Genomic DNA, 17,482 nt, shown 5'->3' with positions numbered 1-17,482 from the left:
AGGTACAGGTCGGCGCGCGCACCGTGCTCTGGACCTTCATGCCGGACGACCAGGGCCAGCAGGTGCTGGGCCGCTGCCGTGACGCCAGCGAAGAGCGCCAGGGGGCACGCGAAGCCAGCCGCGCCAGGCGCCTGTACCGGTTGATCATCGAGAACACCACCGACCTGATTTCGCGGCACAGCCCCGATGGCCGTTTTCTCGATGCCTCACCGGCCGCCCACCGTCTGTTGGGCCTTTGGCCTGAGCAACTGCGTGGCAGGCTGGTGCATGGCCTGCTGCACCCGCGGGAGCGCCGCCAGGTGCTGCGCCAGGCCGCCGCTGCACTGGATCAGGACGGCTACCACACCATGACTTGCCGGGTGCGCCAGGCCAGCGGGGGCTACCGTTGGTTCGAGATCGCCAGCCGGGCGATCCGCGAAACCTACACGGGTGCGGTGGTGGAGGTGGTCAGCGTGTCTCGCGACATCACCTTGCGAATCGAAGCCCAGGAGAACCTGGCGCACAGCGCGCGGCTGGCCACCCTGGGTGAACTGGCTTCAGGCATTGCCCATGAACTCAACCAGCCGCTGGCTGCCGTGGTCAACTATGCCAACGCCAGTCAGCGCTACCTGCACAGCCTGGGGCGTGACCCGCAGGCCCTGGAGCGGGTGGGGCAGGGCCTGCAGCGTATCAGCGAGCAGGCTACCCATGCCGCCGAAGTGATCCGCCGCCTGCGCGCGTTCCTGCGCAAGGGGCCGCGGCGCCTGCAGGCGCTGGACTTGGCTGAAGTGGCTGGCGAAGCCATGCGCCTGTGCGCCTGGGAGGCCGCCCGTGACCAGGTGCAGATCGAGCTACGCGTCAGCGCGCAACTGCCTTCGGTGTACGCCGACCGGGTGCTGTTGGAGCAGGTGCTGCTCAACTTGCTGCGCAATGCCATAGAGGCCAACCGTGAACACCACGGCGAGCGGCCATCGCATATCCTGCTTGGCGCAACGCGGGATGGCGACGGCGTGCTGGTCGAAGTCGCCGACCAGGGCACAGGGGTCGCGCCTGAACGCCTGGACGCAATTTTTACGCCGTTCACCACCAGCAAGGCGGAGGGTTTGGGCCTGGGGTTGAGCATGAGCCGCAGTCTGATCGAAGGCTTCGGCGGCAGCCTGTGGGCGCGGGTGGGAGACAACGGTGGTCTGGTATTGTGCTGCCGGCTGGTGGTCAGCAGGCGCTAAGGGGAGCTGCGGTGCAAGCAAAAGTCTATGTGGTCGATGACGACCAGGGGATGCGTGATTCGACCGTCTGGTTGCTGCAGTCGGTAGGCCTGCAGGCGTTGCCATTTGCCACCGGGCAGGCGTTTCTGGAGGCGTGCGTCGACGACGGGCCTGCCTGCGTGCTCCTGGATGTGCGCATGCCGGGGCTCGGTGGCCTTGCCGTGCAGCAGGCCATGCACGCGCGTGGGCTGGCCCTGCCGGTGGTGTTCGTCAGCGGGCATGCCGATGTGCCCATCGTGGTACGGGCGTTCAAGGCGGGCGCCTGTGACTTCATCGAAAAGCCCTACAACGATCAGTTGCTGCTCGACAGTGTGCAGGCCGCACTGGAGCGCGCGGGGCGGGTACGCCAGGGCGATCAGGCGCTGGCGCAGGTGCAGGCGCGTATCGACAGCCTCACACCGCGAGAGCGTGACGTGTTCGTGCCGTTGGCCCAAGGGCTGAGCAACCGTGAAATCGCCGAACGCCTGGGCATCAGTGTGAAAACCGTCGACCTTTACCGCGGCCGGGTAATGAAGCGGCTCCAGGCGGCCAGCCTGGCAGAGCTGGTGGGCATGGCCATAGCCTGCGGGGCGGTCGAAGCGTTGGGGCTGCGGGCTCGGCAGTAGCAACGCGGGTGGCGCCCAGGCCAAGGGCGGGGCTTGCGCAGGCCATGACCGTGGGTACCGAAAGGACTGAATGATGAAATTCTGCATAGCAAGCTAATCAAGGCTTTGACATTCACTGCCTAGGCAGTAATATTTTCACACAACTCCCCGAGCGGTTATCGATGGCCCATTTTTCCCCCGAAAACTTCCAGAGCTGCGCCATTGGCATGCTGCTGGGGCGCGCGGCGATCCTCAAGGACCGCATCCTCGACTGGCACCTGGAGTCGGAGGGCGTGACCGCCGCCCAGTTCAAGGTGTTGATCATCGTCACCCAGTACCAGGTGGATACGCCGGCCGAACTGTGTCGCTACCTCGGGCTGGACAGCGGTTCGATGACCCGCATGCTCGACCGCCTCGAGCAGAAGGAGCTGATCGTGCGTAACCGCTGCGCCGACGACCGGCGCCAGGTGCGCCTGGCGCTGACGGCCGATGGCCAGCGCCTGGCCGACCGCCTGCCGGAAATCGGCGCTGCCGCCATGAACGAACTGTGCGGCGTGCTGGCCCCAGAAGAGTTGCAGACCCTGGAAGGCCTGTTGGCCAAGGTCCTGCTCAATGCCGGCGACCCCTTGACGGTGCGCCGCTTCGGCGACCGTTGAACCCTGTCACGAATTTTCAAGGTATTGTCATGGCCACTTCCACAGACACCCCGACACCCTCCGCAGCGCCCGAGCCGTCGCGCAAGCGCAAGGCCTGGCTGCTTGGCCTGCTGTTGCTGCTGGTGCTTGCCGGCATCGGCACCTGGGCTTGGTACAGCCTGGTCGGCCGCTGGTATGAAAGCACCGACGACGCCTACGTCAACGGCAACGTGGTGGAGATCACCCCCTTGATCACCGGCACTGTGACCAGCATTGGCGCCGATGACGGCGACCTGGTGCATGCCGGCCAGGTGCTGCTGCAGTTCGACCCGGCCGACAGCCAGGTGGCCCTGCAGTCGGCCGAAGCCAACCTGGCGCGCACCGTGCGCCAGGTGCGCGGGCTGTACAGCAATGTCGACTCGCTCAAGGCCCAGCTGGCGACCCGCCAGGCCGAACTGCGCAAGGCGCAGCAGGACTTCAACCGGCGCAAGGTGCTGGCCGACAGCGGTGCCATCGCTGCCGAGGAGCTGTCCCACGCCCGCGATGACCTGAGCGTGGCCCAGGCCGCGGTCAACAGCGCCCGCCAGCAACTGAGCACCAGCAGTGCCCTGGTCGACGACACCGTGGTGTCGTCGCACCCCGAGGTCATGGCGGCTGCGGCCGACCTGCGCCAGGCTTACCTCGACCACGCGCGCACTACCTTGGTGGCGCCGGTCACCGGGTATGTTGCCAAGCGGACCGTGCAGCTGGGCCAGCGCCTGCAGCCGGGCACCGCGACCATGGCGGTGATCCCCCTGGACCAGGTATGGATCGACGCCAACTTCAAGGAAACCCAGTTGCGCGACATGCGGATTGGCCAGCCGGTAGAGATCAGTGCTGACCTTTACGGCAGCGCAGTGACGTACAGCGGTACGGTCGACAGCCTCGGCGCAGGCACCGGCAGCGCCTTCGCCCTGCTACCGGCGCAGAACGCCACGGGCAACTGGATCAAGATCGTGCAGCGGGTGCCCGTGCGTATTCACCTGAACCCCGAGCAACTCAAGGACCACCCGCTGCGTATCGGCCTGTCCACCGTGGTCGAGGTCAACCTGCACGACCAGAGCGGCCCGACCCTTGCCCAGCAACCGCCGCAGAAGGCCAGCTATACCACTGAGGTTTATGACCGCCAGCTGGGCGAAGCCGATACCCTGATTGCCAAGCTGATCCACGAAAACAGCGCCCCTGGCAAGACGGCGCAGCGATGAGCGATAACGCCACAGCGCAGTTCACCCCGCCGAGCCTGCTGCTGACCACCATCGGCCTGTCGCTGGCCACGTTCATGCAGGTGCTCGACACCACCATTGCCAACGTGGCCTTGCCGACCATTTCCGGCAACCTGGGCGTCAGCTACGAGCAGGGCACCTGGGTCATCACGTCGTTCGCGGTGAGCAATGCCATTGCCTTGCCGCTCACCGGCTGGCTGAGCCGGCGTTTTGGTGAGGTGAAGCTGTTCATCTGGGCCACGTTGCTGTTCGTGCTGGCGTCGTTCCTGTGTGGTATCGCCCAGTCCATGCCGGAGCTGGTCGGCTTCCGCGTGCTGCAGGGCGTGGTGGCCGGGCCGCTGTATCCCATGACCCAGACCCTGCTGATTGCCGTCTACCCGCCGGCGAAACGGGGGATGGCCCTGGCGCTGCTGGCGATGGTCACGGTGGTGGCGCCGATTGCCGGGCCAATTTTGGGTGGCTGGATCACCGACAGCTACAGCTGGCCATGGATCTTCTTCATCAACGTGCCGATCGGCCTGTTCGCTGCTGCAGTGGTGCGCCAGCAAATGCGCACCCGGCCGGTGGTGACCAGCCGCCAGCCGATGGACTACATCGGCCTGCTGACACTGATCATTGGCGTGGGTGCGTTGCAGGTGGTGCTGGACAAGGGTAACGACCTGGACTGGTTCGAGTCGTCGTTCATCATCGCCGGTAGCCTGATATCAGTGGTGTTCCTGGCGGTGTTCGTAATCTGGGAGCTGACCGACCGCCACCCGGTGGTTAACCTGCGGCTGTTCGTGCACCGCAATTTTCGCGTAGGCACGCTGGTGCTGGTCGGGGGGTATGCCGGGTTCTTCGGTATCAACCTGATCCTGCCGCAGTGGTTGCAGACGCAAATGGGCTACACCGCCACCTGGGCGGGCCTGGCGGTGGCGCCGATCGGCTTGCTGCCGGTGATCATGTCACCGTTCGTGGGCAAGTACGCGCACCGCTTCGACCTGCGCGTGCTGGCGGGGCTGGCGTTCCTGGCAATCGGGGGCAGCTGCTACATGCGCGCCGGGTTCACCAGCGAGGTGGATTTCCAGCATGTGGCACTGGTGCAGTTGTTCATGGGTATCGGGGTCGCGTTGTTCTTCATGCCGACCTTGAGCATCCTGCTGTCCGACCTGCCGCCGCAGCAGATCGCCGACGGCTCGGGGTTGGCCACTTTCCTGCGGACCTTGGGCGGCAGCTTTGCGGCGTCGTTGACCACCTGGATCTGGATTCGCCGGGCGGACCAGCATCATGCTTACCTGAGCGAGAACATCAGCCAGTTCGACCCGACCACCCGGCATACCCTCGAACAGCTGGGCGGGGCCAACCCGCAGAGTTATGCGCAGCTTGAGCAGATACTCAACGGGCAGGCCTACATGATGTCCACGGTGGACTACTTCACCCTGATGACCTGGGTGTTCGCCGGGTTGATCCTGTTGGTGTGGTTCGCCAAGCCACCGTTCACCGCCAAGGCGGGGCCGGCGTCGGCGGGGCATTGATGCCGTTGTGCAGGTTGGCACGGGGTGGCGGCTGCCACTTGCGCCTCCCTCTTATGCCACCGGCAGGTTCATCGACCTGGGCGGCGGGCGCTGAGCCGTGCCGCTCAGCGTGACAACGGCGTGCCGGCCAGCATCCGCGCCACCAGGTCGCTGAGCTGTGCCAGCTCGAAGGGCTTGTGCAGGACCGCGAAACGACGTGCTGTGGGCAGCTCCGGTTGCTCGCTGGTATAGCCGGTGATGAACACCACTGGCGTGGTTTCCGGCAGGCTGTTGCCCAGTGGCTGATCATCCAGCCCCCCAGGCAGGCCGATATCGGTGATCAACAAGTCCGGCTGCAGGCCGCCCTGCAGTGCGGCCACGGCCTGTTGACCATCGACGAATGCATGCACGTCGTGGCCTTGCTCCTGCAGAATTTCGCTGATGACCAGGCGCATGGTTTCCTGGTTCTCCACCAGCATGATCAGGTTGGCCGTTATGGCAGGCATGGGCGGTGGGGGTTGGGGCAACGCCGGCGGGGCCGCCACCTGGGTGTCGTCCCTGGGCAGGTAGATATCGATGCAGGTCCCTTTACCCGGCACACTGTCGATTTGCAGCTGGCCCCTGGATTGCCGGATGAAGCCGTAGACAATTGACAGCCCCAGCCCAGAACCCTGGCCAAGCGGCTTGGTGGTGAAGAACGGTTCCGATGCCCGCTGCATCACGTTGGCAGGCATGCCGATGCCCGAGTCGCTGACGCTGATCCGTACATAGTCGCCACACGGCAGGTCCAGGCTGAGGGCCTGCTCGTGGGTCAATGTCTGGTTGGCACTGCCAATGCACAGCGTGCCGCCTGAGGGCATGGCATCGCGGGCATTGATGCACAGGTTGAGCAGGGAGCTCTCCAGTTGCGACAGGTCGACGCGTACCGGCCACGCACCCGGCTGGGTCTGGTCGTTGAAATGAATGCCCGCATGCAGCGAGTTGATGATCAGTTCGCGCATGCCGGCCAGCAGCTGATGCACATCCACCGCCTGGGGCGTCAGCACCTGTTGGCGGGCAAATGCCAATAGTCGCTGTACCACCGCCGCGGCCCGTTGGGCGTCCTGGCGGGCCGCGCCAAGCAACCGCGCAGCTTCGGGGTAGCGCTGTTCATCCTGGCGTTGAATGGCGCTTTCCAGGGCAGCCAGGATGCTGCCCAGGAAATTGTTGAAGTCGTGGGCAATACCGCCGGTCAACTGACCGACCGCTTCCATCTTCTGCGACTGGACCAGGGCACTTTCAATCTTGCGCAGGCGCTGCTGTTCGTTGATGCGCTCGGTGATGTCGTAGGCGAACAGGTAGCCACCCTGAATCATCAAGCGGTTATCACGCAACGGGTTGTAGCGGATTTCGTAGTGCCGCAGTGCTTCAGGCGGCCCCACGGCAATGTTGTCGACGAAGGCCTCGCCCGCCATTATGCGCGGCCAGACCGGTGCCAGCTGGCTCATGATATCGGGCTGGCGCGCCAGCAACTGCGGAATGTGGTCGCCGACCTGGGGGACGAACCCGCGCAGGCGCAGGAACGTTTCCTGTGCTGTGCGATTGATGGCCAGCAGCCTGAGGTTGCAGTCGGCAGCAAATACATTGGCCAGGCTGTGGTCGACCAATTCCCCCAGCAGTTTGTTGTTTGCGTCTGCCTGGTCGACACGCTCGGCCAGTTGCTGATTGATTGCCTGCAACCGGTGCACGCTGACTTGCGCGGCTGGCATGCCGGTAAAGATCACGGCCACCCGTTTATCGCTGGCAGGCTCCAGCCGGTGCACCGACAGGCTCAACCAGCGATCGGTCGCGGCCAGCCGTTCTTCGAACTGCAACGCACGGCCGCTGCGCGCCACTTCGGCGAAGCGGGGTAGCCAGGTATCGACTTCGTTCGGGATCAGTTCACGGGCGGTCTGGCCCATCTGCTTGGCATGGGCAGTGTGACGAAGGCAGGCCTCATTGCTGAGGATGTAGCGGTAGTCATGGAGCTGCCCGTTATCGTCCTCCAGCAGCTCCAGTACACAAAACCCCTCTTCCATGTGCTGGAGCAAAACATCCTGGCAGGCCGCTTTCAGCTGCAGCTCAGCAACCTGGGCCTCCAGTTCGAGCACCTTGTCGTGAAGTGCCTGTGTGCGAGAAGCGGCATCGTCCTGAACCACGCTGAGCTCCCTCGGTAATGGATCGCACTACTATAGTTACCCTGATTGCCATTTGCCTTCAAAATGACCGAATGATCCGCCCCAGGGTTTCCATGGCTTGTTCGGCGGCGGCGTTCCAGGGGCTGCCGTAGTTCAGGCGAATGCAGTTGCCGAAGCGTCGGGTGGGTGAAAAGATCGGCCCGGGGGCGATGCTGATGCCTTGAGCCAGGGCCATGTGGAACAGTTTGAGGGCGTCCATTTGCTCGGGCAGCTCCAGCCACAGAAAGTAACCCCCGGAGGGCTGGCTGACCCGCGTCTGGGCCGGGAAGTACCGGGCGATAGCGGCGAGCATGTTGGCCTGTTGGCCTTCCAGTGCGTAGCGCAGTTTGCGCAGGTGGCGGTCGTAGCCGCCGTGCTGCAGGTAGTCGGCGATGGCGGCCTGGGCAGGCATCGAGGCACACAGGGACGTCATCAACTTCAGCCGCTCGATTTTCTGCGTGTAACGCCCGGCCGCGACCCAGCCAATGCGGTAGCCAGGGGCCAGGCTCTTGGCGAACGAGCCGCAGTGCATCACCAGCCCCTGGGTGTCGAACGCCTTGGCCGGCTTGGGTGCCTGCTGCGCGTAGTACAGCTCGGCGTAAACGTCGTCCTCGATCAGGGGCACCTGGTGCCGTGCCAGCAGTTGTACCAGTGCCTGCTTGTTCGCCTCTGGCATGCTGGCGCCGACCGGGTTCTGGAAGTTGGTCATGCACCACACGGCTTTGACCGGGTGCTTGTCCAGGGTTTGCGCGAGCACGTCCAGGTCCATGCCCTGGCGCGGGTGCACCGGGATTTCCACTGCCTTGAGCTTGAGCCGCTCCAGCACCTGCAGGCAGGCATAGAACGCGGGCGCTTCGATGGCGACCAGGTCGCCCGGCTGGGTGACCGCCTGCAGGCACAGGTTCAACGCCTCCAGGGCGCCGTTGGTGATCAGCAGTTCCTCCATGGGCAGCATCAGCCCGCCAACCATGTAGCGCAGCGCGATCTGGCGGCGCAGCTGCGGGTTGCCGGGTGACAGGTCGGTCACCACCATGCGCGGGTCCATGCTGCGGCTGGCGCTGGCCAGCGAGCGCGACAGGCGTTGCAGCGGGAACAGCTCGGGGCTGGGGAAGGCGGAGCCGAACGCCACGGTGTTGGGGTCCTTGATCGAGTCGAGGATGGAGAACACCAGGGCACTGACGTCGACATCGGTGGACTCGCTGGCCGGCTGCAGCGGCTGCGGCTCGCAGAACTGGCGTGGCGCGTGGGCGTTCACGAAGTACCCCGAGCGTGGCCTGGCGCGGATCAGCCCGCGCCGTTCCAGCAGGTAATAGGCCTGGAACACCGTGGACGGGCTGACCCCGTGGGTCTGGCTGGCGTAGCGCACCGAGGGCACCCGCTGGCCGGGGCCGAGCACCCCGGAGCGGATCAGTTCGGCAATATCGTCGGCGAAGCGTTCGTAGCGTTTCATTCTGGCCTTCTGTCGAAGCCTGGCAGGCAAGGTGGTTGCAGTGTAAGGGATCAGCGGTTCATGGGTGCGACGAAGCGGCTGTGGGCCACGCTGCGTATGGCGGGGTCGTCACGTTCGCTGATGACAAAACTGAGTGTCTGCGAACTGCTGGTCGGCCGCTCGGCGAGCATTGCCACCGACACCGGCAGTTCGCTCATTTCGCCTGCGGGGATGACCAGCGCGGTGTCGCCCTGCAAGGTGAAGCCGTCGGCATCCTGCAGGCGCAGCACGTAGTGTTGGGTGCGCTCGGTCTTGTTGATGACCTTGAGCAGGTAGATGTTCTCGATCTGGCCCTGGGCGTTTTCGCGGAACAGGCCGCGGTCCTTGATCACATCCAGCGACACCATCGGGCGCAGCTGCAAGGCCAGCACCAGCGCTGCCAGCATGACCACCAGCGCAGTGGCATAGCCCAGCAGGCGTGGCCGCAGCCAGTGGGTGGAGCCGCCTTGCAGGCTGTGTTCGGACTTGTAGCCAATCAGCCCGCGGGCATAGCCCATTTTGTCCATGACCCCGTCGCAGGCATCGATGCACGCCGCGCAACCGATGCAGGCCATCTGCAAACCGTCGCGGATATCGATACCGGTGGGGCAGACCTGCACACACAGGGTACAGTCGATGCAATCGCCCAAACCTTGAGCGCGAGCATCGCTGCCTTTTCTGCGCGGGCCACGGGCCTCGCCACGGCGTGGGTCGTAGGCAACTGCCAGGGTGTCCTTGTCGAACATCACGCTCTGGAACCGCGCATACGGGCACATGTGCAGGCACACTGCCTCGCGCAGCAGGCCGGCATTGATGTAGGTGGCCGCGGTGAAGAACAGTACCCAGAACAACGCTACGCCGCCCAATCGCAAGGTCAGCAGTTCTGCAGCCAGCGGGCGGATCGGGGTGAAATAGCCCACGAAGGTCAGCCCTGTGGCCACACCAATGGCCAGCCACAGGCAGTGCTTGGCCGTGCGCCGGGCCAGTTTGTTCAGGCCCCAGGGGGCGGCGGCCAGCCTGATGCGCTTATGGCGGTCGCCCTCGGTGACTTTTTCGCACCACATGAACAGCCACGTCCAGGTACTTTGCGGGCAGCTGTAGCCACACCACACCCGGCCGGCGTAAACGGTCGCGGCGAACAGGCCGAAGGCACAGATGATCAGCAGCGCCGACAGCAGAATGAAATCCTGGGGCCAGAAGGTCGCGCCAAAGATGTGGAACTTGCTGTTGGCCAGGTCCCACAGCACGGCCTGGCGGCCGTTCCAGTCGAGCCAGGCGGTGCCGAAGAACAGCAAGAAAAGCGCGCCAGCGAAACCCAGGCGCAGGTTACGGTACAGCCCGGTGAAGCTGCGGGTGTAAATGCCGCTGTCGGTGCGGCGCGTCTTGACGCTGGTTGCGGTGGTGTCGATCTCTGTGCAAAGAATTCTGTCAGTCATGGGCGGGTGCTCATCAGGCCTCGATCAGGCACGAGCACTATGGCGCCGAAACTGTTAGCAGCACAGGTTCAGATTTTGCGCCGAAAACCATATCAGATACCGCGCAGGCGTCGCCGGCCCCTAGATGACCGAGCCTGGAGCGCTGGCCTTGAGGTGCCTGCGGCTATCCACCGCACCTGCTACCGTCAAGGCGTCGGCCTCGGCTTCAGTGATGGGCACGCGTTTGTCGTCGTGCAGCGCCACCGACATGCGCAACTGTTCGTCGGTAATGATTTCGATATCCGGGCCAGCACACTCGATACGCAGGTTTTCACCCGTCAAGGTGCAACGGCGGGTGGCTTCATCGATTTCAACAGGCATGGTCAGGCCTCCTGGGTGGGTTACAGGGTGGACCGCGAGGGGGGCGGGGTCGTTGCATCGACGGGCTGAGTGGCACTTTGCACGGCGGCTGGCGGTCAGTGTCTATACACAGCAGGCCCGGCTGCTTGCAGGCACACCCTGCGCACTGCCGGGCAGGTAGCACAATGCTCAGCATGGGAACCAGGCAATGGAGCTGATCTGGCAGGTAATACAGGCAGAATTTGCCGATGTGACCGACGCGAGTGAGGTCACGCGCATTCTTCTACGGCTGTTGATGGCAGCGGTGCTTGGTGCAGTACTGGGGTTCGAGCGCGAACACAGGGGCAAGTCGGCGGGCGTACGCACGCACATGCTGGTGTCGCTGGGGGCCGCGCTGTTCGTGCTGGCACCGAGCATGGCCGGGGCCGATGCACAAGCCCTGAGCCGGGTGATACAGGGTATCGTCGCCGGTATCGGCTTTCTGGGTGCGGGCACCATCCTCAAAGGCAACGGCAAGGACACCAGCCATGTGAAGGGGCTGACCACGGCCGCAGGTTTGTGGATGACCGCTGCCATTGGTACGGCCGCTGGCATGGGCCGCGAAGCCACGGCGCTGATCAGCACGGTGCTGGCCCTGCTGGTGCTGGCCACGATGCCGGTGCTGGTGGACAAGTTCGAGGGGGAAAACGAGGATAAACAGAAGGAGGAAGAGGGCAGGAAGCACTGAGGGGAGCCGAAGCTCCCCTCAAAGCGTTGTTGCCTGCTCTTTTTTATTATTGGGACTGGCCTGTTGTTGTTTTTGTCGGCGTGTCCTGGTGTTGCGGGCGACCCCCATGCGGGGTCAAGAGCAAACGTATTTTTTTGAGCGCTGACCTGCTTTCATCATTGCTGATCCGAACCTGGCTGCTGCTACCTCGAGGTAGTTTTGTTGTTCTGTGCCAGACCGCGGGGCGGGCCCCTGAAAAGACTGCCTACTCCAAAAAAATCTGCTTGCTGCGCCTCTGCCGTGTTGTTCTTGTTATGTCAGAGCCGTTATCTGTTGTTTTTATTGGGTGTCGCATTTTTTTGTTGTTGTACGAAAGATATAGCAGGCAGCGTGCCAACTTTTGAATATCCTTTAGAATCAAGCAGTTAGCGGATTTTGAAAAAATGCAGGGCCCGAATTTTTGTCGATTTGTTTCCCTGTTACCCGATTTTTCGCTGTGGAATGGGGGGCGGTAACACTCACCCACACCTCTGTGACACCTTCATGACCTACTGCGCCATGCGCGCCCGCGCCACCCGTGAACCGTTGCTGCGGCCCAGTACCTGGCTGATGCGCTGCCCAGCGGCAATCAGCCGGTCCAGGTCGATGCCGGTTTCGATGCCGAGCCCCTGCAACAGGTAAAGCACATCCTCGCTGGCGATATTGCCGGTGGCGCCTTTGGCATACGGGCAACCGCCCAGGCCGGCGACCGAGCTGTCGAACACATTGATGCCTTCGAGCAGGCTGGCGTAGACATTGGCCAGGGCCTGGCCATACGTGTCATGGAAGTGCCCGGCCAATTGCTCGCGTGGCACCTGCGCCGACACCACCTCGAACAGGCGCCGTGTGTCGCCGGCGGTGCCAGTGCCGATGGTGTCGCCCAGCGATACCTCGTAGCAGCCCATGTCGCGCAGCTCGCGGGCAATCGGTGCCACCTGCTCGGCGCTGACCTTACCCTCGTAGGGGCACCCCAGCACGCACGATACATAGCCACGCACCCGCACACCGTGGCTGCGGGCAGCGGCCATGATCGGTTTGAAGCGCTTGAGGCTGTCGCTGACCGAGCAGTTGATGTTGCGCTGCGAGAACGCTTCGGTGGCCGCGGCGAACACCGCCACTTCCTTTACCCCTGCGGCCAGTGCGTCTTCAAAACCGCGCAGGTTCGGTGCCAGCGCTGCATAGGTAACGCTTGGGCGCTGCTGGATGCCGGCAAACACTTCGGCCGAGCCGGCCATTTGCGGGACCCACTTGGGCGACACGAAACTGCCCACTTCAATGTAGGCCAGGCCCGCTTCGGTGAGGTCGTCTACCAGGCGCACCTTGGCGCTGACGCTGATGGGTTGGGCTTCGTTCTGCAGGCCGTCGCGGGGGCCGACTTCGACCAGGCGCACGTGGTTGGGCAGGGACATGGTGGTTTTCCTGTGACGTTCAGCGGTTGTCTGTGTTGTTGAGGGTGGCGGCCAGTGCTTGCTCGCAGCGTTCCTGGGCCGTGTCCAGCTCCAGTTGCATCTGGTGAATGTCGAGCAGTTGCTGCTCCAGCTGGGCGCGGCGTTCGGCGATTTTCGCCAGCATGCTGTTGAGCTGTTTGAGGTTGCCGCTGGTGGGGTCGTACAGCTCGATCAGCTCGCGGCACTCGGCCAGGGAAAAGCCGATACGCTTGCCACGCAATATGAGCTTCAGGCTGACCTTGTCGCGCGCCGAATAGATACGTTCCAGGCCCCGGCGCTCCGGGCTCAACAGGCCCTGTTCCTCGTAGAAGCGGATGGCGCGGGTGGTGATGTCCAGTTCGCGGGACAGGTCGGAGATGCTGTAGGTCTGCGTGCTCATGCTGGGGCTCGGGCGGAAGTATCCGGGTATCCTGAGGCCAGCTTGACGTAAACGTCAAGCAAGCGCGAGCGTGGGCATGGCCTGCGGACCTGGGCCAGGCAGGCCGATCATTCAGGCTGCACTGCCCGCCGATACGCATTGGGCGTTTGCCCACTCAGGCGCTTGAACCAGCGGGCAAAGTAGGTGGGGTCGCTGAACCCCAGGCTGTCGGACAACTGGCCGATGCTCATGCGTGTGTAAACCAGGCTGCGCCGCGCCTCGAGCAACAGGCGCTGGTGCACCACTTGCAACGCCGTCTGCCCGCTCAGCGCCCGGCACAGCTGGTTCAACTGCAGGCTCTGCACATTCAGCCGTGCGGCAAATGCCTCTATCGACAAGTGCTCGCGGTAGTGCGCTTCGACCAGGCGCAAATACTGCCCCAGCAACTGGCGGTCGCGTTCATCGCGCGTGCGCGGGGCCTGCCCAAGCTGCTGACGGCGGCTGATCCACACCATCAGGGCGGTCACCAACGCCTCCAGCATGGCGGCCCGCGATGGGGCGTTGCCCTGGTATTCCTGCTGCAAGGTCTCGATCAGGCTGCGCAGGTGCGCGCGATCCGGGCCCAGCGGGTAGCTTACCGGCTTGGACAACACCGCCAGCGGTGCGCCCAGGCGCTGCTCAAGGTTGGCCACCAGCGCGGCGCCAAAAGTGAGCACGTGGCCCTGGATGTCGGCACTGAAGCGAAAGCCATGCACGGTCAGGGGGGGCACCACCTGGATCGTGGCTTCGCTTATGGCAGTGCGGGTGCCCTCGATTTCCACCTGGGCCTGCCCGCGTTGCACGTACAGCAATTGAAACAGCTCGGCATGTTGGTGGGGCTTGATCTCCCAGTGGTGCAGGCGGCTGCGTGCGGGGATCGGCTCACAGTGCAGCAGGTCGGTACCAGGCCAGGCCTGGTTTTCCCCATACAGCTTGAACAGCGGAACGCCGGGGAGGGTGGATTTCATCAGCTTTGGCCTGTCCGTTAATCGAACGTTTTTTGTAAAAGTGCAGGTTTTGCATGGAATAGCACAGCTCAGTTGCGGTTTTTGCCCGTAAAAATGCAAAGGCAAACCCTAACAGCAGATGCCGCGCCACCGCCAGTGCAGGGCCGGTATCGTTCCAACAGAGACAACAACAATGAAAACTCAGGTTGCAATCATTGGCGCGGGCCCGTCGGGCCTGCTGCTGGGTCAACTGCTGCATAACGCCGGTATCGACACGGTGATCGTCGAGCGCCAGACCGCCGAGTACGTGCTGGGCCGCATCCGCGCCGGGGTGCTGGAGCAGGGCACGGTCGACCTGCTGCGCGAGGCCGGTGTGGCCGAACGTATGGACCGCGAAGGCCTGGTGCACGAAGGTGTCGAGCTGCTGGTCGGCGGGCGCCGCCAGCGCCTGGATCTCAAGGCCCTGACCGGCGGCAAGACGGTGATGGTCTATGGCCAGACCGAAGTTACCCGTGACCTGATGCAGGCCCGTGAAGCCAGCGGGGCCCCCATCTTCTATTCGGCCAGCAATGTTCAGCCACATGAGCTCAAGGGCGAGAAGCCCTACCTGACCTTTGAAAAAGACGGTCAGGTCCAGCGCCTGGATTGCGATTACATTGCTGGGTGTGACGGCTTCCATGGGGTTTCCCGGCAGAGCATTCCCGAGGGTGTGCTCAAACAATACGAACGGGTATACCCCTTCGGCTGGCTGGGCCTGCTGGCGGATACACCGCCGGTCAACCATGAACTGATCTATGCCCACCACGCCCGCGGTTTCGCGCTGTGCAGCCAACGTTCGCAAACCCGCAGCCGCTACTACCTGCAAGTGCCGCTGCAAGACCGTGTCGAGGAGTGGCCCGACGAGCGCTTCTGGGGCGAACTGAAAGCACGTTTGCCTGCCGAGGTGGCAGCGGACCTGGTCACAGGCCCGGCCCTGGAGAAGAGCATCGCGCCGCTGCGCAGCCTGGTGGTGGAACCGATGCAGTATGGCCACCTGTTCCTGGTCGGCGATGCCGCGCATATCGTGCCGCCAACCGGGGCCAAGGGGTTGAACCTGGCGGCCTCGGACGTGAACTACCTGTACCGGATCCTGCTCAAGGTATACCGCGAGGGGCGTACCGAGCTGTTGCAGCAGTATTCGCCCCTGGCCCTGCGCCGGGTATGGAAGGGCGAGCGTTTCAGCTGGTTCATGACCCAACTGCTGCACGACTTCGGCAGCCACAAGGACGCCTGGGACCAGAAGATGCAAGAGGCTGATCGCGAGTACTTCCTGACCTCGCCGGCAGGTTTGTTGAACATTGCCGAAAACTATGTGGGCCTGCCGTTCGAAGAGGTGGTTTGAGGCTGCCGCCTCCCGCTGACGAGGCCGGGAGCCAGGAAAATCGCGCAAAAGCTTGAACTCGGGTTTGGCCATGACCCACAGTGGCGGGCTGAATGGGTGAAGCAGGAAGCACGCGATGACATTTTCCAAGCCACTGCTCGTGGCCCTGTGGCTGCTGGCTGCCAGCGGGGCGGCGAAGGCCGACCAGGCGCTGCCAGTTGCACCGGAACTGGCTTCCGGCTACCGCACCGGCCTGCAGCCGGTGCTCGCCAGCCGGCACATGGTGGCCGCTGCCAACCCGCTGGCCAGCGAAGCGGGGCGGGCGATACTGCGGGCCGGTGGCAGCGCCATCGACGCTGCCATCGCCATGCAAATGGTGCTGACCCTGGTCGAGCCGCAGTCCAGTGGCATTGGCGGTGGGGCTTTCATCCTGTATTGGGATGGCGAGCGCGTGCAGGCATTCGACGGCCGCGAGGCAGCCCCGGCGGGGGTCACGGAACAACTGTTTCTGCAGGCCGATGGTGAGCCGATGCCGTTCCGGCAGGCGCAGATCGGTGGCCGCTCGGTGGGGGTGCCGGGTGTGCTGCGGGCGTTGCAGATGGCCCACCAGCGCTATGGCAAGCTGCCCTGGCGCGACCTGTTTGCACCGGCCATCGCGTTGGCCCGCAGCGGCTTTGCGGTTTCCCCGCGCTTGCACACGTTGATAGCGGGTGACCCGTTCATTGCCCAGTCACCGGCCATGGCGCGTTACTTTCTGGATGAACAGGGCAGGCCCTTGCCAGTGGGGGCTACCCTGCGCAACCCGGCGCTTGCCCAAACCCTGGAGCTGATCGCTGCGCACGGCGCCGATGTGTTCTACAGCGGCGAGATTGCCCAGGCCATGGTGGCCCAGGTGCGCAGCCATGCCAATCCCGGTTACCTGTCGCTGCAGGACTTGCAGCAGTACCAGGCCAGGCAGCGCGAGCCGGTATGCGGCCCCTACAAGGCCTGGCAAATTTGCGGCGTGCCGCCGCCGTCTTCCGGCGGGGTAACGGTGTTGCAGACCCTGGGCATCCTTGAAGCCGCTCAACGGGCCGTGCCTGCGCATGACCTGGCTGGGTTGCGGCCGCAGCCCACTTCATCCCCGGCGGGCACTGAAGCAGCGCCAATGGCCGTGCACCTGGTCGCCGAGGCCGAGCGCCTGGCCTATGCCGACCGCGCTCAGTACCTGGCAGACAGCGATTATGTGCCCGTGCCGGTCAAGGCCCTCACCCACCCGGCCTACCTGGCCAGCCGCGCCGCCTTGATCGGGGCACACAGCATGAAACGTGCGCGCCCAGGCCAGCCGCCTGGTGTCGACCTGGCCCTGGCACCGGACCGCTCGCCCCTGCGCATTTCTACCTCGCACCTGAGCGCAGTGGATGACAGCGGTCATGCCCTGGCCATGACCACCTCGGTCGAGGCCGCGTTCGGCGCGCACGTGATGGTCAGAGGCTTCCTGCTCAACAACACCCTGACCGACTTTTCGTTCATCGCGCAGGAGCGTGGCCGGCCTGTGGCCAACCGGGTACAACCTGGCAAGCGGCCGCTGTCGGCCATGGCGCCGACTCTGGTATTTTCCCGCGCTAGCGGGGAGCTGGTGGCCAGCCTGGGTTCGCCGGGGGGCTCACAGATCATCGGTTACGTGAACAAGGCACTGCTCGGCCTGCTGGATTGGCAGCTGGACCCGCAGCAGGCTGCCGGCCTGCCCAATTTCGGCAGCCGCAATGCCGGCACGGAAGTGGAAGCAGGGCTGGCCAGCCCGGCACTGGTCCGCCAGTTGGCGGCCTGGGGCCACGAGGTCACGCCAATGACCATGACCAGCGGCATGCAGATCATCCAGCGCACGGCTGACGGCTGGGCCGGAGGGGCCGATCCGCGGCGCGAAGGGGTCGCCCTCGGCGACTGAGC

15 protein-coding genes are annotated in these 17,482 nt (G+C 64.3%); 8 read left to right on the top strand and 7 right to left on the bottom strand.

Annotated elements, in window-relative coordinates:
- The 5 genes from GYA94_RS13505 to GYA94_RS13485 all read left to right on the top strand — a co-directional run.
- Positions 1–1,205, top strand: a 1,205-nt coding sequence (locus GYA94_RS13505; RefSeq protein WP_161892481.1) for a sensor histidine kinase, incomplete at its 5' end; no start/stop codon positions are given.
- Positions 1,206–1,216: 11 nt separating this feature from the next.
- On the top strand, positions 1,217–1,849 hold the full coding sequence (locus GYA94_RS13500) for a response regulator transcription factor (RefSeq protein WP_009686668.1): 633 nt from the start codon (positions 1,217–1,219) through the stop codon (positions 1,847–1,849).
- Positions 1,850–2,010: 161 nt separating this feature from the next.
- Entirely contained in the window at positions 2,011–2,484 is a 474-nt protein-coding gene (locus tag GYA94_RS13495; RefSeq protein ID WP_009686669.1) for a MarR family winged helix-turn-helix transcriptional regulator, read from the top strand.
- Positions 2,485–2,513: 29 nt separating this feature from the next.
- Entirely contained in the window at positions 2,514–3,707 is a 1,194-nt protein-coding gene (locus tag GYA94_RS13490; RefSeq protein WP_009686670.1) for an HlyD family secretion protein, read from the top strand.
- Positions 3,704–5,239 carry a DHA2 family efflux MFS transporter permease subunit gene (locus GYA94_RS13485; protein WP_161892480.1) on the top strand — a complete coding sequence of 512 codons (1,536 nt, stop codon included), beginning with the start codon at positions 3,704–3,706 and terminating at the stop codon, positions 5,237–5,239. The genes GYA94_RS13490 and GYA94_RS13485 overlap by 4 nt, the downstream gene beginning before the upstream one ends.
- A 104-nt stretch (positions 5,240–5,343) precedes the next feature.
- Here GYA94_RS13485 and GYA94_RS13480 read toward each other — a convergent pair whose 3' ends face one another.
- The 4 genes from GYA94_RS13480 to GYA94_RS13465 all read right to left on the bottom strand — a co-directional run bounded on the left by GYA94_RS13480 (position 5,344) and on the right by GYA94_RS13465 (position 10,677).
- Positions 5,344–6,966: a PAS domain-containing hybrid sensor histidine kinase/response regulator family protein gene (locus GYA94_RS13480; RefSeq protein ID WP_232108411.1), complete on the bottom strand. Its 1,623-nt coding sequence runs from the start codon at positions 6,964–6,966 to the stop codon at positions 5,344–5,346.
- Between the two features lie 487 nt (positions 6,967–7,453).
- On the bottom strand, positions 7,454–8,863 hold the full coding sequence (mapR, locus tag GYA94_RS13475; protein WP_161892479.1) for a GntR family transcriptional regulator MpaR: 1,410 nt from the start codon (positions 8,861–8,863) through the stop codon (positions 7,454–7,456).
- Between the two features lie 50 nt (positions 8,864–8,913).
- The gene (gene ccoG, locus GYA94_RS13470) at positions 8,914–10,317 is read right to left on the bottom strand and encodes a cytochrome c oxidase accessory protein CcoG (protein ID WP_161892478.1); all 1,404 of its coding nucleotides are present in this window, start codon (positions 10,315–10,317) and stop codon (positions 8,914–8,916) included.
- Between the two features lie 120 nt (positions 10,318–10,437).
- On the bottom strand, positions 10,438–10,677 hold the full coding sequence (locus GYA94_RS13465) for a DUF3203 family protein (protein WP_009686677.1): 240 nt from the start codon (positions 10,675–10,677) through the stop codon (positions 10,438–10,440).
- A 187-nt stretch (positions 10,678–10,864) separates the two neighbouring features.
- Between GYA94_RS13465 and GYA94_RS13460 the strand changes: the two genes are divergently transcribed.
- Positions 10,865–11,383 carry an MgtC/SapB family protein gene (locus GYA94_RS13460; RefSeq protein ID WP_009686678.1) on the top strand — a complete coding sequence of 173 codons (519 nt, stop codon included), beginning with the start codon at positions 10,865–10,867 and terminating at the stop codon, positions 11,381–11,383.
- A gap of 527 nt (positions 11,384–11,910) precedes the next feature.
- Here the strand turns inward: GYA94_RS13460 and GYA94_RS13455 are convergent.
- The 3 genes from GYA94_RS13455 to GYA94_RS13445 form a co-directional block, all read right to left on the bottom strand.
- Complete coding sequence (locus GYA94_RS13455; protein WP_161892477.1) at positions 11,911–12,810, bottom strand: hydroxymethylglutaryl-CoA lyase; 900 nt, start codon at positions 12,808–12,810, stop codon at positions 11,911–11,913.
- Positions 12,811–12,829: 19 nt separating this feature from the next.
- The gene (locus GYA94_RS13450; protein WP_009686680.1) at positions 12,830–13,228 is read right to left on the bottom strand and encodes a MerR family transcriptional regulator; all 399 of its coding nucleotides are present in this window, start codon (positions 13,226–13,228) and stop codon (positions 12,830–12,832) included.
- 107 nt (positions 13,229–13,335) lie between these two features.
- Positions 13,336–14,214 carry a helix-turn-helix domain-containing protein gene (locus GYA94_RS13445; RefSeq protein ID WP_110679814.1) on the bottom strand — a complete coding sequence of 293 codons (879 nt, stop codon included), beginning with the start codon at positions 14,212–14,214 and terminating at the stop codon, positions 13,336–13,338.
- A 172-nt stretch (positions 14,215–14,386) separates the two neighbouring features.
- Here GYA94_RS13445 and pobA point away from each other — a divergent pair, with 172 nt between their 5' ends.
- Both pobA and ggt read left to right on the top strand, forming a co-directional pair.
- A complete protein-coding gene (gene pobA, locus GYA94_RS13440) occupies positions 14,387–15,574 on the top strand; it encodes a 4-hydroxybenzoate 3-monooxygenase (RefSeq protein WP_029886490.1) in 1,188 nt (395 codons plus the stop codon).
- Between the two features lie 115 nt (positions 15,575–15,689).
- A complete protein-coding gene (gene ggt, locus GYA94_RS13435; protein WP_161892476.1) occupies positions 15,690–17,480 on the top strand; it encodes a gamma-glutamyltransferase in 1,791 nt (596 codons plus the stop codon).
- Positions 17,481–17,482 lie beyond the last annotated feature (2 nt).

The organism is Pseudomonas juntendi, from assembly GCF_009932375.1.
Classification (GTDB): Bacteria; Pseudomonadota; Gammaproteobacteria; order Pseudomonadales; family Pseudomonadaceae; genus Aquipseudomonas; species Aquipseudomonas juntendi.
The sequence above is the reverse complement of the archived record's forward strand: the minus strand, read 5'-3'. Positions and strand labels throughout refer to the sequence as shown.